This window comes from Pseudomonas sp. BP11-1-1 (assembly GCF_052112105.1).
GTDB classification, from domain to species: Bacteria; Pseudomonadota; Gammaproteobacteria; order Pseudomonadales; family Pseudomonadaceae; genus Aquipseudomonas; species Aquipseudomonas alvandae.
The window spans coordinates 111181-125401 of record NZ_JAUTYU010000002.1 but is presented as its reverse complement, the minus strand read 5'-3'; the positions used below and the strand labels follow the sequence as shown (position 1 = coordinate 125401).

Below are 14221 nucleotides of genomic sequence, written 5' to 3'. Positions count from 1 at the left end.
GAAGCGGCCCTAAAATGCAGACGACGCGGTGGGTCAGGCAGATTGGGTTGGCTGGTTAGGGGCTGCTGCGCAGCCCAGCGGGGATAAATCCCCTCGCCACGGGATTTTTGGGAGCCGTAGACTTACGCCCCGAACCAGCGCACACCCGCGCCAACAAGGGGCGATTTACGGTCAAACCTTTTGGCCATTTCGATCCCCTTTTGGCCTTTCCTGCCGTTCTCCTAAACCCTGCGCGCCGCAAGACTGTGTTCCAACGAATCAGCCCTGCGGAGAACAAGAATGCTGACGATCTACTCGGACGATCACCACCTGCACCATGGACGCTGCGAATTGATGGACGGGCAGTTGATGCCCTGCTTCGAAATGCCGTCCCGGGCCGACCATGTGCTGGAGTGGGTCAAGGCTCGGGCGTTGGGGCCGGTGGAGGCGCCGAAGGATTTTGGCCTGGCGCCGATCCAGCGTATCCACAGCGCGGCGTACCTGGACTTCTTCAAAGGCGCGTGGGCGCGCTGGACCGAGTTCAACCGCGACGGCGACCTGCTGCCCTACACCTGGCCGGCCCGAACCCTGCGCACGGTGATCCCGACCAGCCTGCACGGCCAACTCGGCTATTACAGCTTCGACGGCGGTGCGCCGATCACCGCCGGCACTTGGCAAGCGGCGTATAGCGCAGCCCAGGTTGCCCTCACCGCCCAGGCCGAGATCCAACGCGGTGCGCGAAGTGCCTTTGCGCTGTGCCGCCCGCCGGGGCACCACGCCGCCGGGGACTTGATGGGCGGTTATTGCTACCTCAACAACGCCGCCATCGCTGCCCAGGCTTTCCTCGATCAAGGCCATGAGAAGGTCGCCATCCTCGACGTGGATTACCACCACGGCAATGGCACCCAATCGATTTTCTACGACCGCGGCGACGTGCTGTTCGCCTCGATCCACGGCCATCCGGAGGCGGAGTTTCCATTCTTCCTGGGCTATGAAGATGAGCGCGGCGAAGGCGCCGGCGCGGGTTTCAACTTCAACTACCCTTTGCCGGCCGGCGCAGGTTGGGACACCTGGAGCGCCGCCCTGGAGCAAGCCTGCGGCGAAGTCCAACGCTACGACGCCGACGTCATCGTCGTCTCCCTGGGCGTGGACACGTTCAAGGACGATCCGATTTCGCAATTCAAGCTCGACAGCCCGGACTACGTGGCGATGGGCAAGCGCATCGCCGCCCTCGGCAAGCCGACGCTGTTCGTGATGGAAGGCGGCTACGCGGTGGCAGAAATCGGCATCAATGCCGTGAACGTCCTTGAAGGTTTCCAAAGCGCCCAATGAGGAACAACAGCATGAACAGACTCAAGCATCTGATGGCCCCGGCCCTGTGCGCCGCGCTGCTTTGCGGCGCTGTCCAGGCCGAGGAGCGCACGTTGCGCGTCTACAACTGGTTCGACTACATCACGCCCAAGGCCCTGGACGATTTCAAGGCGCAGAACAGCCAGGTCAAGCTGATCTACGACATCTTCGACACCAACGAGGCACTGGAGGCCAAGCTGCTGACGGGCAACGCCGGCTATGACGTGGTGGTACCGTCCAACGTGTTCCTGGCCAAGCAGATCGAAGCCGGAGTGTTCCAGCCCCTGGATCGCAGCAAGCTGCCGAACTGGAACCACCTCGATCCCAAGCTGATGAAGCTGATCGAAGCCAACGACCCCGGCAATAAATTCGCCGTGCCCTACATGTACGGCACCATCCTGATCGGCTTCAACCCGGACAAGGTCAAGGCTGCCCTGGGCGGCAACGCGCCGGTGGACAGTTGGGACCTGATCTTCAAGGAAGAGAACATCAGCAAGCTCAAGCAGTGCGGCGTGGCCTTGCTCGATTCACCGTCGGAGATCCTGCCCCTGGCCTTGCAGCACCTCGGCCTGGACCCCAACAGCAAGAAGCCGGCGGACTACGCCAAGGCCGAAGCGCTGCTGCTGAAGATCCGGCCCTACATCACCTATTTCCACTCGTCCAAATACATGGCCGACATCGCCAATGGCGACATCTGCGTGGCCGTCGGTTATTCCGGCAGCTTTTCCCAGGCGGCCAACCGCGCCAAGGAAGCCAAGAATGGCGTGACGGTGGACATGCGACTGCCCAAGGAAGGCGCACCGATCTGGTTTGACATGCTCGCGATTCCCAAGGGTGCGAAGAACCCGGACGATGCCTACACCTTCATCAATTACCTGTTGCAACCGCAGGTGATCGCGCCAGTCAGCGATTTCGTCGGCTACCCGAACCCGAACAAGGACGCCACGGAAATGGTCGACCCGGCGATCCGCGCCAACCCCAACCTTTATCCAACTGAAGCCGCCATGGCCTCGCTGTACACGCTGCAACCGTTGCCCAGGGATGCCGAGCGCGCACGCACACGGGCCTGGACGCGAATCAAGTCCGGCCAGTGATCACGCAGGCGATGGCCTCGGACGGGCTGCAATGTGGCGCGACAACCTATACATAGTTACCACCTTCCCCGCTCCCTGCCTCTCTAGCATGAAAAAACCGAAGCGTTCGGCTTCGGTTTTTTCATGCTAGAGAGGACATTCAAATGACACCCGACTCTACCGATACAGAATCTGCGTCCGAAGCAAGCCTCAGGGGCGCGCTGTTCAACCAATTGCTCGCGGGCCCCACCTCAGCGGAAGTGGCCGCCGTACTCCTGCGGGACGCTCTCAAACAACTTTATCCGGACTTGGATCTCGACCCCTACACAACCGTCGTCGGCGAGCCGGCCTGGGAGATTGTCGGCAGCGAGATCATTGCGCGCCCCACTCTTTATGAGTCGCTCAGCGATATGCTGGCCGCGCAAATGGACCAGGAACAGGGCCAGCCGACCTTGTTGATCGAAGGGCTGCATTTCCTGACGCAACTGCCCATCACCACGCCCGAAGTGCATTTGCCGGTGCGTATTGACCAGGTTGGACGATTGATAAATGAATTGGCGCCCGCGATGGTGCCAGCCCGCCAGGAACAACAACTGGCGTACTGGAACATTCCGTTTGGCAATTACGGTCCACGCTGGCACCAACTCTCCCTGACGTTGCGCAAACTCTGGGACGTCAAGCAGGTCGACGGCTGGACAGTGGCTGAATGCGACATGGCCAGGCAACTTTACCTTCACCCCGATCGACAGGACCGAAAGGATGCGTACGACAGCCACGCCTATCTGATCGAAATCGACGCGATCGCCGATAACCAGAAAAGCCACGTGAGCGATAACTCGCTGGTGGTGCTGATTGGCACAATTGATAAAAAAGAGGTCATCCTTGCCCACTCGCTGCTCAGCGGCTACCAGAAGTACGAATCTCGCGAGGCGTTGGGGAAGTCGCTTTTGGCCGATCTGAGCAGCTTGTTACGCCCTACCGTATTGCAATGGCGGCTTTACGAACCCAGTGGCAACGTCTTTGACAGCAAGGCCTGCGGAATCATCACCACACAGGTCAAGGTTCTCGGCCTCCTCAATATCGAGCAAGAACAGATCCTCGCAGAGAACGAATCTCCCGCCGCAGGCCTGACCCACGGGCCTGGCGAGGACTGGTTCCGCCAACAGATACCCGAATGGCTGCAAGTCGCGCAGGTAGCCGACCAGGTTCTGTTCGCTCAGTACATGAAGAGCCTGTCGGCGCTGAGTAACTCCCACGCCGGTAAAACCTACCTGGACGGAATTGCGCCTATCAAGAACTATGCGTCGAATGCACTCAAGACGCAGATGCAAGCCGAGCACGCCGACGCCTCGACATGGGTCCCTGAAAATATTGAGATCGAAATAAAAAGTCCCGTGGTATGGGGCTCCTTCGTTGTGCCCTTTCAGCTGGATACCACGCGGTTCAATCTCGTCGAGTTGGCCTTGCAGAACCTGATTGCCGTCCCATCGGGCAATAAAACCATTCGCGCCATCGACGGTACGGAGTTGCCGAGTTGGATGACGGTGGCCTACGTTGAAAATCTCATCACCAAAATCGATATCGGTCGCGTCTATCCCGAGCTGATCAAGCACAAATTGCTCGATGATCCGGCAGAGTCGACCCTGCGCGAGAGCTTGTACATTTCACAGCTACGCATCCAGCTGCCCATGATCGCGCTGGAAGGCAAGCTTCGTGGGCAAGGCGATATAGATGATCGCGGTTGTCGTTATGTCGCGGCGCTGATGGAGCCTTTGGAGACCGATCGCAAGGTTGATGGACAACCTATCGTGCTGCGCAAATTAGCCTTTGTACCCGAGCTGCAACTGGGTGTATCAGAGGACATCGTTGCCAATATGTTCGTGATCGGCACGCAAACAGCGAGTGCCGGACCTTGCCTGCTTTATCGCCCCTTGCTCGAACCGCAACTGCTCCAGTTTCCCTCGTTCAGCAACCTGCTGTACGCCATCAAGCAAAACGCTGACTTGCGCCAATCGGTACTGGCGTGGCTGCCTGATGGGGTACGGGATAACTACAGCCGATACGTTTTCCCCAACACCATGCCCTCGCCCTGGGCCGTTGTTGATTTTGTGGCGAATCCACTGATGTCTCTGGCCAACAGCGGCCCCGTGACACTCAGCGACGACGCCCTGGGAGACGATTTCATGTCGCTGTTGTTCAAGGCCAACGCTAACGCGCTGGTCACACTCGCCGACCGTCAGTCCGTCTCCAACAGCGAAAGCCGCTGGGAGTCATTCAAGCAAGCGGGCTGGCTGATTTTCAACCTGGCGTTGCCCTACCTTGGCACGACGGCGAACACCACGATCTGGCTCTGGCAGATATTGAACGACCTGGAACAACTCACGCAAAACGACGGGGCAACCCAAGGCCAGGCCAAATGGGAAACCTTCGTCGACGTGTTGCTCAACGTGGCATTGGGCGTCATCAACATAGCCATAGATCGCACCAAGACAAGCAGACGTAGCCGTCCGACCGATGCTCCGGAAGTCGTCCCGGCGAAAACCCAGCCAGGGCCCAAACCCGAACCGGTCATCAAGGCGCTCACGCCGCTCATCCAAACTGAGCTGCCACAAGAGCACTACGACGATGTCCATACCAGCGGCGCCCTGATGGGTAAAGCCGGGAAGGACGCCACGCTTCTTGGCAGCTTCAGTGTCAATGCTCCCGACGTTACCCAGCCCGAGCGCGAAGGACCACTCAAGGGGCTCTATCAGAAAGAAGAGAAGTGGTACGCGAACATCGCCGACAAATGGTTCGAGGTCAGCATAGCGGGCGAACAAGTCAACATCATCGAGGGAGAACGCACCGGGCCTCCCCTGACCCGGAATGCGCACGGCCAATGGCACGTCGACAGCCGCCTGCGTTTACGTGGCAGTGGTTCCAAAGGCGCCAGGCAAAAAGTCGTTGTCAACGCACAACGCCGCAGCATTCAGTTGCTGGCTGAACTCAGGACGTTTGAACAACAGAAACCGTTGAACGAGCGAATGCTGACGATGGAGGCTAAAGCCATGGCGCTGACCTCGCCCGCCGACAGAGAAACCCAGGCCAATACCTACCTGGCGACTCTGCGAGAGCAGCGAGAAAACTATGAAAAAGCACTGAAGGCGTTAGTTGAATGGCGAGTCTTCCAGTCAAGACCCGATTACCCTCAGATCAGCATTGGCTACCTGGGGGCGCAGATAAATTTCACCTTCGCAGAGATCGACCTGCTGAAAGAGCGTTTTACCCCCGTCATGGCCAAGGCACAGGGCATGATCACGTCTTTGGTCAGGACGTCGGAGCAGCAACACATCGACGCTGCCAATAGCATGATCAGCATCGGCGACCAGATGATCGAGCGCCTGGATTACCTCGAGACTCGATTTACCCGGCTCAAGCAACTGGGCTTCGGTGGCTTTGAATTGGTCCGTGAGCACCGTAAAAAGCTGCCCGTTTATACCAGCGACGACCTACGGCTTATCCAACTGGATATGTATCGGCACCTCTGCCTTTCCGTTGAAAGCGTCGCGACGATGCCCGAAGGTTGGGTAGAAATAAACCGCTTGGTCGACAACGCTACAGTGGCCTTCCAAAGCCTGCGTGACGCGATCGATGAGCGAAGCGCGATTCGTCTGGATGAAAAAGTCGACGCACTGGGCAGCCTGACGGAACAATTCGCGGCCATCCAGGAACACCTCGACTACATGCAACGCGAGTATCAAGACAGCAGTGTTCCCCTGCAACTCACGCGACTGCGACGACGGATAAGCGATTCAAAAAAACTGGCGCTACGTAACTTGGCACAGGCTCTCGATGAGCGAAGCAGCCAGAGACGATCTGGCCGTCCTTATGAGCAGCGTCCACGCTCCAGGAAAAAATTCATCAGGACGCGCTTCTGGGGCTTTGTCAGCGGAGAGCCTCGCCTATCCAGCTCGCGCGAAGAAACAGGCTGGCTCGACGTGAGAAATCCGTTCTCGGATGAAATCATCGCTACCTTTCATCACAAGGAAAACGGTGAGTGGGTGCCCCACGTGCTGCCCTCTATTCCTGCGACAATCCCTGCGTTGGCAGCGAGCGTTCAAAAAGGTAAAGCCCTGATCGACGGACTGGCTGCCTTCAAGAAGCAAATCAAAACCTATACACAAGACCCCCACCGCACGCCTGCCGGTATCGCCATGCTCATGAATGCGCATGCAAGCCGAATGGAAACCGTCGGCGTGGCGATCAGAAAGGCATTGGACCTGGCAGAAAGTGTCGTCACGAACGAAACGGTAGAACTTCCACAGGAAGAGCAGCGTACGGCTGAAGCCTTGCGATTACAGCTCAAAAAGGAATCGAAGACACTGTACGCGGAGGAATTCGAAACCGTACTGAGCATAATCAAACAGAGCCCGCCCACCATGAGTGGCGTTGTCTGGCTCAACGACCGAAACCGGATTCGAATCAGCAAGCGGACTAACCGAGAACGCATCAGAACCCCGTTCAAGGGCTACCTCGACCGATACGAAATCAAGGAAAAGGGAACCGGTAAAACGCTCTGGTTCGCGGACTTTCATTATTCACAGTATTGGGTGTCTGATCGGGCATTTCTCTCAGCGCGCCTGAGAACGGCGGAGCAGGTCAATTCAGGAGCCATCGAAGTCTCTACGACAGGATTCAGCCAACGGCAATTGATTGATCACTACCGCAGCGAAATCGCCGTGGACCAGGCCCAGCAGGTGTTCTTTCCAAAAGTACGCTCATAGCCGGGCCTGCGGTCGGCACCGTGCGGCAGGCCCTCAGGCTTTCCAGACCTTTGCCAGGCTCGCCAACGCGGTGCCGATCGCCGCAGGCGGGACCGCGGCAAACCCCAGCACCAGGCCGGCTCGCACGGGTGAAGGTGTGGCGGGTAGCCAATAATCGCTCAGGCCATTGATCTCGACCCCTACGCTTGCCGCTTGAGCGATCAGCTCGTGTTCACGTTCGACAGTGTCCACAGGCACTGTGACGTGCAACCCTGCGACGACCGTGGGCAGGGTGCCGACACCCGCCACAGCCTTTGGCCAACCCGCGAGCAACGCATCTCGCCGAGCCAGGGCGGCCCTGCGCATGCGTCGGATGTGCCGCTGGAAATGGCCGGCAGCCATGAACTGCGCCATGACTGCCTGGGTACTGACTTCCGAGTGACGCACGTCCACGGCGCGCCGGCGGGCGAATGCATTGACCAAGCCAGGCGGCAACACCAGGTACCCCAGTCGCAACGCCGGAAAGGCGACCTTGCCGAACGTACCGACGTAGAGCACCCGGCCCTGGCTATCGAGCGCAGCCAAGGGCGCCAACGGCGCGCCGCTGTAACGGTATTCACCGTCATAGTCGTCTTCGACGATCCAGCCATCGTTGCGTTCAGCCCAGGCCAGGAGTTCCAGTCGCCTTGCCAGGCTCATGACAACCCCGGTTGGATATTGATGGGACGGTGTCACGTAAGCGAGCCGACAATGCGCCAACGTACCGAGCACCGTGCAGTCCAAACCCTCGCTATCTACCGGAACGCCCTTCACATCGGCACCCGCTACCGAAAACGCATGCCCTGCCGCGCGATAACCCGGATTTTCCACCGCGACGATGTCCCCTGGATCCACCAATAGCTGTGCACAAAGGCTAATGCCTTGCTGCGCACCGCTGGTGATCACAATTTGCTCAGCCGTACAGTGCAAACCCCGAGAGCTACGCAGGTAAGCTGCGATCAGCCCGCGCAGACGTGCGTCCCCTTGTGAATCGCCATAGCAGAGTTGTTCCAGATCCGGTTTGCGCCAGAAAGCCGCATTCAGCTTGGCCCAGACGTCGAATGGAAACAGATCGAAGGCCGGCACACCGACCCGAAACGCCCGCGGCGGCCCACCGGATGGCTGCGCCAGATAATGCTCTTCGACACGGTTCAGTGCATTGCTACGGGCGATTTTACTGGATGAACCCACAGGTAAATCGAGCCAATCTGTGGATAAGCTTGGGGATAACCCTGTGGGAATCTCTGTGGATAGTTTTGTGGATATGTTTTTCAGCGGCAGCATGGCTGAAGACAGTTGTGCCACGTAAGTACCGTCGCCGATGCGTCCGTCAATGAAACCCTCGGCGTAGAGCTGGTCGTATGCCCGCACCACACTGTTGCGCGAGATCGACAAAGCCGCAGCCAAATCACGGCTGGCCGGCAGCCGCGTGCCGCTCGCCAGGCGCCCGTCCAGCACACGGGCACGTAACGCCTGGTAAAGCTGACGGCTGAGCCCTTGGCGGCGGTCCAGTTCGATCCCGGCAGGGTTGAAGGACAATGGCGGCGTTGCGTTCCTCATGACAATCTCGTGGGTGGACCCACGACGATCATAAGTACAACCCATGCAAACCGCCATATGAACGGCATCGCTACCACGACCGTCGTGATAACGATGTTCCGTCAGCCGTTGGTCTTTTTATACAGCCAAGCCCAAGACGGTATGTGTCCGTGACGCCTTACGTACGTGACGAAACTCAACCAGTTATACTCCACACGATTGTTTGACAAGTCGAATTGGTACAACGAATTCCTCAACCGTTCGGATGTTGAATGATCGGCAAGAATGCTCGTAGCGATACCATCCGCACGGCGAGCGTCGAGCACAAGACTGTTGATCAATGCGGATGTAAATTCCGCCTCGGAATTCAACGAACCCTCTTGAGCAAGTGTACTGTTGATATTGCCACCGCTATAGTTCGGGCTGATCAGCTCCCGCCAGACACTCTGCGCTTGCTCAGGGGTAAAGTTATTCCTGAGGCGATCGAACAGGTCCGGAATGTCGAGCAGCAATTTAACCCTGGAGTTCACCGGAGGCGCGCCGGCAGCACTGAATAAACTGACGGCCGCTGGCATTCCCGTCTCGGTTGAAGACGGTACCAGAAACTTGTAGAAACTCACGAGCATGTCCAGGTTATTAACGACCTTCGCCGCGTTCGTTTGGTCAAATTGATGGATCCATTTGATATCAATGGTTCCAGACGCGAACAGCTCAGTTACGCGCGTCATGGAATATTTGGCAATAGCACGGAGTTTGCGCTTGTTGAGCGAAGGATGACTCACCCATCGGGCAAACACGGGTACAGGCAAGCGGCCTCCCAAATGACTTGAAATAACCGAGGACGTTAGAAGGGTTTCGACGAACTCCAATAACAATCGTTTGCGAAACGTGGCCCGAAGCAAGCCAACCGTCCGCCTGACCTGCTCTTCATACCGGTAAACTCTCATCAATCGAGGAATATCAGAAACAATCACGCCTGTATCTTCTCTCCACCGGTTTGCAACCGCCTGCAGATGATATAAATACACGGGCTCCGCACCGCCATTACTTGCCTTGAAATCAGAGACGCTGATATCCCCGTGGACAGTCTCATCATAAAATATATAGCCCTCCGGGTTCCGAGGATAGAACTTGCGCAAATCGTCAATATCAACGCCGTACTCAAACAGCACATGCATCAAATCCGAATTCAATTCGAAAAACGGATCTTTCAGTATCGTTCTTAACGTCTCAGAACTCCCCTTGACCTTTAGAATATTATAAAGAAAGTACTGAATGGATTTTATTTGCCCAGGGGTATAAGGGATATGCAACGGTGCCAACCCAGAGCGAGGCCGACTGGGAATCATTGCCGCAATGTCCTTCAATAGAACGTACTGCGTGGCGGTAGGAGGTAACGAAAGCCCTGACTGCCCCAAATACAATCGAAGCGGGTGAAACAGCTCCTCCGGCCAAGGCACCTCGGACATGATACCTCTCAGGAAGTCCAGCGACTCCCAGCCCAGTAGCCCCCTGAGTAAAGACTCAACAGGCATCGGGGCTGTGTTCTGAACAACTGGCCTCCCGTCGCCCAGCATTCCCTCAAGCGCTGATTCCAGTTGAACCAATGGCTGCGGAGCTTCCAGGAAGCTCAATAACTGCCTGTTCTGGCGAAGATACCTGGCTGATGCGACACGCAGCCCCCGCACCGAGAAATCATTTCCGCCCTCAAGTGCATTCAACCCTTGGGCCACGACATTGAAAAAACAATCGCCATCCCTGGGCACTTGGATGGGTTCCGCGCGGTTGGCCTGGAGCAGTTCGTAATGGTTGCCGCCCCTGCGCCTCAAGACCACATCCGAAGCCAAGTCCGGAGCGCTGGCTACCTGGTAAATCGGAGCCGTTCCCGATGCGAACCGCATCGTAGCGGTCTGCCCGCCCGGCCGTTCATCAATAATTACCAAGCCCCGGTTCCGAGGCCAACTTGGCAGATTGGGCATGAGCTCCGGAACCATATCCATCATCACGTTATTCCATTCGCCAGATCGCTCTACCAAAGCAACCATATCCTCAACGGATCGAGGAAGCGCATCCGGGTCCAAAAACGACAGTGAGGAAGACCCGGCTTGTGAGGAGCCCGGTTGGGGAGATGGGCTCCTCAAGCGTTTCCCGCCGCCTCCCCCCAAGCCAAATCCCACGGCGCGCCATTCGCCATCAGGCATTCGCGCAATGGTGCTTCGCATTACGCCACTGGAACGTATGCTCAAGCCGGTTTCGGGGTCGACTAGGGTGGCCTCGGTTGCATTCAACTTCGTATTGTCGTGGACCCGTAGCACCGTCCCGTCCGGCTGCCGCACATACACGGGGCGAGCAGTCACGATACCCGTGCTTACATTTTGTACGGTTGGGCGATAAAACCCTCCGGCATCCGGCACGACTCCTCTTATTACCGATCCGTCATTCGCGAAGAAACGGCTATATATGGCTCGCTCCAAAAGCAGCCCGCCTGTTTTTCCAGGCGACCTCAGGCGGGAAAGCACGTCCTTGAGAAATGATCGATTTCGTGACAGCCCCACCATGCCGCCGACAGGGCGCCGTGCAACACCGACCGCAGTCAGGTATCTGACAATACCCCAATGCAGAGGAATACGACCGGTCTTGCTCACCACCAGGAACAATCTTAAAAAACCGAGGAAAAAAGCAAAGGTCGACGCGATGTCGATGACTGCTTCCAACGCCGCCATCGTAAGCGTGACGATGGTTTGATAGCGTATTTCCCGGTTGCTGTTGGAGCGATGGTTCGCATAGGCATTCAGGAATCTGATATGAGCGGCATAAAGCGCTTCGGGAAGATTTCCGTCGATTAACGAACCGCGGATCAAGGGTCGGCCCCCTTGCAGCCCCAACGTTCGCCTCAGCTCATCAGGATTGTTTGTCGCGATGCGAGAAGAAAAATAGTCCTGCCAAATTTCAAGTTTCAGGAGTTGTGCGATGCCGTCGCCAAGGTCGGGGAATTCGTAAAAATCATGCTCTCCAGGACTGTCCGGAAAATAAACGCCAACAGGTCCTTGAATATCCGCACCCTCCTGGTCTGAGAAGATCAACACTCCGTCAATGCTGGTTGAATTGCTCATCCTGCCAGGATGATTTCCCATGGCAGTGGTACCACCGAGCAACAGACCGTGGACATGGACTTTTCGTCCTTGGACCTGCCCACGCTCCTGTGCAGTCGATGATGACAGGACGGCGTTCAACCAAAGCGGAATTACCTTCTCGAGTTTTGCGGACTTGGTGCCCTGAACGATAACCATGGACTTGAATACTTGGTCACCGTTGAGCGTAGCTTCATACCCCTTGAAACTCATGTTGGCTTTGTAAGCAGACCACCAGGCTTCCTGATAGTCAGGTGCCCTCAACTTTCCCCTGAGGTACGCGTCATAGTTTTCGCCGATATCCAGGCTCGTGGCCATTTGGGCAAGCTCAGGTCCGCTCAAGACGATGAGACGACCGGTCACGGGGTGAAAGACAGGTCGCCCTTCTTCATCGGCAAGTTGAACAGGACATATTTCCCTCATCGCATTCGGGTAGGCGCTGGGGCGAATGTTGTCCAGCATCAGTTGCGTCAAACTGGCGACACGGGAATCCTTCACATTACAGGCTGCCCCTTGGAACAGCGTGATCAATGTTCGATCTGGGTCGGGATCGATGTCCACATGCAAGAGCGTTCGAAGGTAAGCATTTATTTTTTCGCGGGTGAATTCCATGAGCGACTGGATGCGCTTGCCGGCAGCTTTCTCATCAGCCTCCGACGCTTCACTCTCCAGATGCCGATAGGTTCTTTTCTGCGCAACCGATGCGACGGTGTAGGCCTCGGGTCGACTATTCCTGAACAAGGTGTTGATACGGGCCAGCAAGGGACCATCGAGTTCCAACATCGGCAATTGCAGCGCGGCTTCGGTAGCTGCAGCGAACACTTTCAAATCAAAACGCGCTTTTTCCGGAGCCTTCAGAACCGATTCCAACGCGGTGTATTGAAGCCGTAGCAACTCTTTTGCCGCATCTTCGAAAACCGGCGCGATGAGCTCGAAGTCGATATGAGCTATTTTCCGCTCTTGCCCTTCGTGGAAAGGATTGACCGTGTCCACCAGTTCTTGAAAATCGTCGAATTTCTGTATTCCACCCTCCATGGAATAAAGAAACATAGCCTCTGTATCGGTCCGCTTAATCACCATCGCAGCAGGCCACTTTTGGGCTGCCTGGTCCTTGATATCCAGCATGACCTTGTACACCCGCGGCACGCCCTGCTTGTTCATCAACCGTTCCCGACCCGCTTTGGAGGGGTGGGTGATGATGATTTCAAGCAGACGATCTTCGGCATGCTGCAAAATCCGAGCAGCATCACTGAGTCGGACAGAGGGGTCGCGGTCAGCTTTGTATAAATCGAACAGATATGAGAATCGTTGGGAAAGCCTGAGGGCGAGTTCTTCTTCTGTTGTAAAAACGTCTGGACGATCAAGCGCTCCTTGAATTTCTTTAAAACGAAAGCCGACGAAATCATCGAGGAACTGGCGCGCGACACGATCGTGGGTCGTAGGATTGGCGATATCAAATGCTGATGCCATGGCTTGCACGATGCTTTCATCTATCGGGTCGACGAACACGCTATCGATTTCTTGCACCGTATCGGGCCTGGTAAAAAAGCCGACGTTCTCCACGGCAAAGTCGGGAGGCTCGTGATCTAACAAACTCTCCCAGAGCACTTCGCTGAAGGTGCTGGACGACACAAGCGAGCGGTGTCCCCGTGAGTCCGTGGAGAAACGATTTACATACCAATGACCGGGATCGACGTCCTGCAGCACTGGCCCTCGGAACTTGCCGGGATCAATTGTCTCCAGCATCAACCCCACCACCACATGGCTGAGCACCGAGTCGAACGTGGGCAGGCCGGCGAAAAGACGCGCCAGATCGGCCTTATGGGCATAGAGGCGCTTCAATTGTTTGCGTTGAACTTCCTCACGGAGACTGCCCGGGCTCTCTTGGCTCCCCACCTCAGTATCGACGACCTGATTTTGCCCGCTGTATTGCGGGGGAACGCCTGTTTGCAGTTTCGTTAGCACGCTGTGCGAAAGCCTTAGCCCATCCACTCGAAGCAGAGAAAAGTCCAGGCTCATGCGGTTTCTGTAGGGATAAATCACCCAACTCTCGCATCGGGCAAAGGTGGTGGGGCTGGGAATCGGCTTGCTTTGATAGGCCTCAAGAAAACCTTGTGTGACAGCGGCGCGCAAGGGAACCCACGCGGCGCTGTCTTCAACAGCTCTGCCGGCCGCTTTGATCTCTTGATAAAACACTCGAACCTGCGCATCACCCTGCAATCCCAACGCAAGTAACCACGGGTCCACAAAGTCATGGGGCTTGAATGGATTGCCATCGGGCAGCCCATTGAGGGGGCTGAGGGGAGGAAGTTCGGGTTGCGGCGACGCGGTTGATCCATCTTTGGGGAACGTAGGCATAAAAAGGTCC

Annotated in this window: 5 protein-coding genes; 3 read left to right on the top strand and 2 right to left on the bottom strand. The window is 56.8% G+C overall.

Annotated elements, in window-relative coordinates:
- Nucleotides 1–279: 279 nt before the first annotated feature.
- The 3 genes from Q7C33_RS04115 (at nucleotide 280) to Q7C33_RS04105 (ending at nucleotide 7165) form a co-directional block, all read left to right on the top strand.
- Nucleotides 280–1311, top strand: coding sequence for a histone deacetylase family protein (locus Q7C33_RS04115; protein ID WP_407682894.1), 1032 nt, complete (start codon nucleotides 280–282; stop codon nucleotides 1309–1311).
- Nucleotides 1312–1322: 11 nt separating this feature from the next.
- On the top strand, nucleotides 1323–2423 hold the full coding sequence (locus Q7C33_RS04110) for a polyamine ABC transporter substrate-binding protein (RefSeq protein ID WP_030139101.1): 1101 nt from the start codon (nucleotides 1323–1325) through the stop codon (nucleotides 2421–2423).
- A 143-nt stretch (nucleotides 2424–2566) separates the two neighbouring features.
- Entirely contained in the window at nucleotides 2567–7165 is a 4599-nt protein-coding gene (locus Q7C33_RS04105; protein WP_407682893.1) for a dermonecrotic toxin domain-containing protein, read from the top strand.
- Between the two features lie 33 nt (nucleotides 7166–7198).
- Here the strand turns inward: Q7C33_RS04105 and pdxR are convergent, their stop codons facing one another.
- Together pdxR and Q7C33_RS04095 are read right to left on the bottom strand one after the other, a co-directional pair.
- Nucleotides 7199–8743: a MocR-like pyridoxine biosynthesis transcription factor PdxR gene (gene pdxR, locus Q7C33_RS04100; protein ID WP_407682892.1), complete on the bottom strand. Its 1545-nt coding sequence runs from the start codon at nucleotides 8741–8743 to the stop codon at nucleotides 7199–7201.
- Between the two features lie 101 nt (nucleotides 8744–8844).
- Entirely contained in the window at nucleotides 8845–14211 is a 5367-nt protein-coding gene (locus Q7C33_RS04095) for a dermonecrotic toxin domain-containing protein (protein WP_407682891.1), read from the bottom strand.
- Between the last annotated feature and the right edge of the window lie 10 nt (nucleotides 14212–14221).

Coding starts and splice junctions, on each gene's coding strand:
- Q7C33_RS04115 (WP_407682894.1), top strand. CDS start 280: ATGCTGACGATCTACTCGGACGATCACCACCTGCACCATGGACGCTGC.
- Q7C33_RS04110 (WP_030139101.1), top strand. CDS start 1,323: ATGAACAGACTCAAGCATCTGATGGCCCCGGCCCTGTGCGCCGCGCTG.
- Q7C33_RS04105 (WP_407682893.1), top strand. CDS start 2,567: ATGACACCCGACTCTACCGATACAGAATCTGCGTCCGAAGCAAGCCTC.
- pdxR (WP_407682892.1), bottom strand. CDS start 8,743: ATGAGGAACGCAACGCCGCCATTGTCCTTCAACCCTGCCGGGATCGAA.
- Q7C33_RS04095 (WP_407682891.1), bottom strand. CDS start 14,211: ATGCCTACGTTCCCCAAAGATGGATCAACCGCGTCGCCGCAACCCGAA.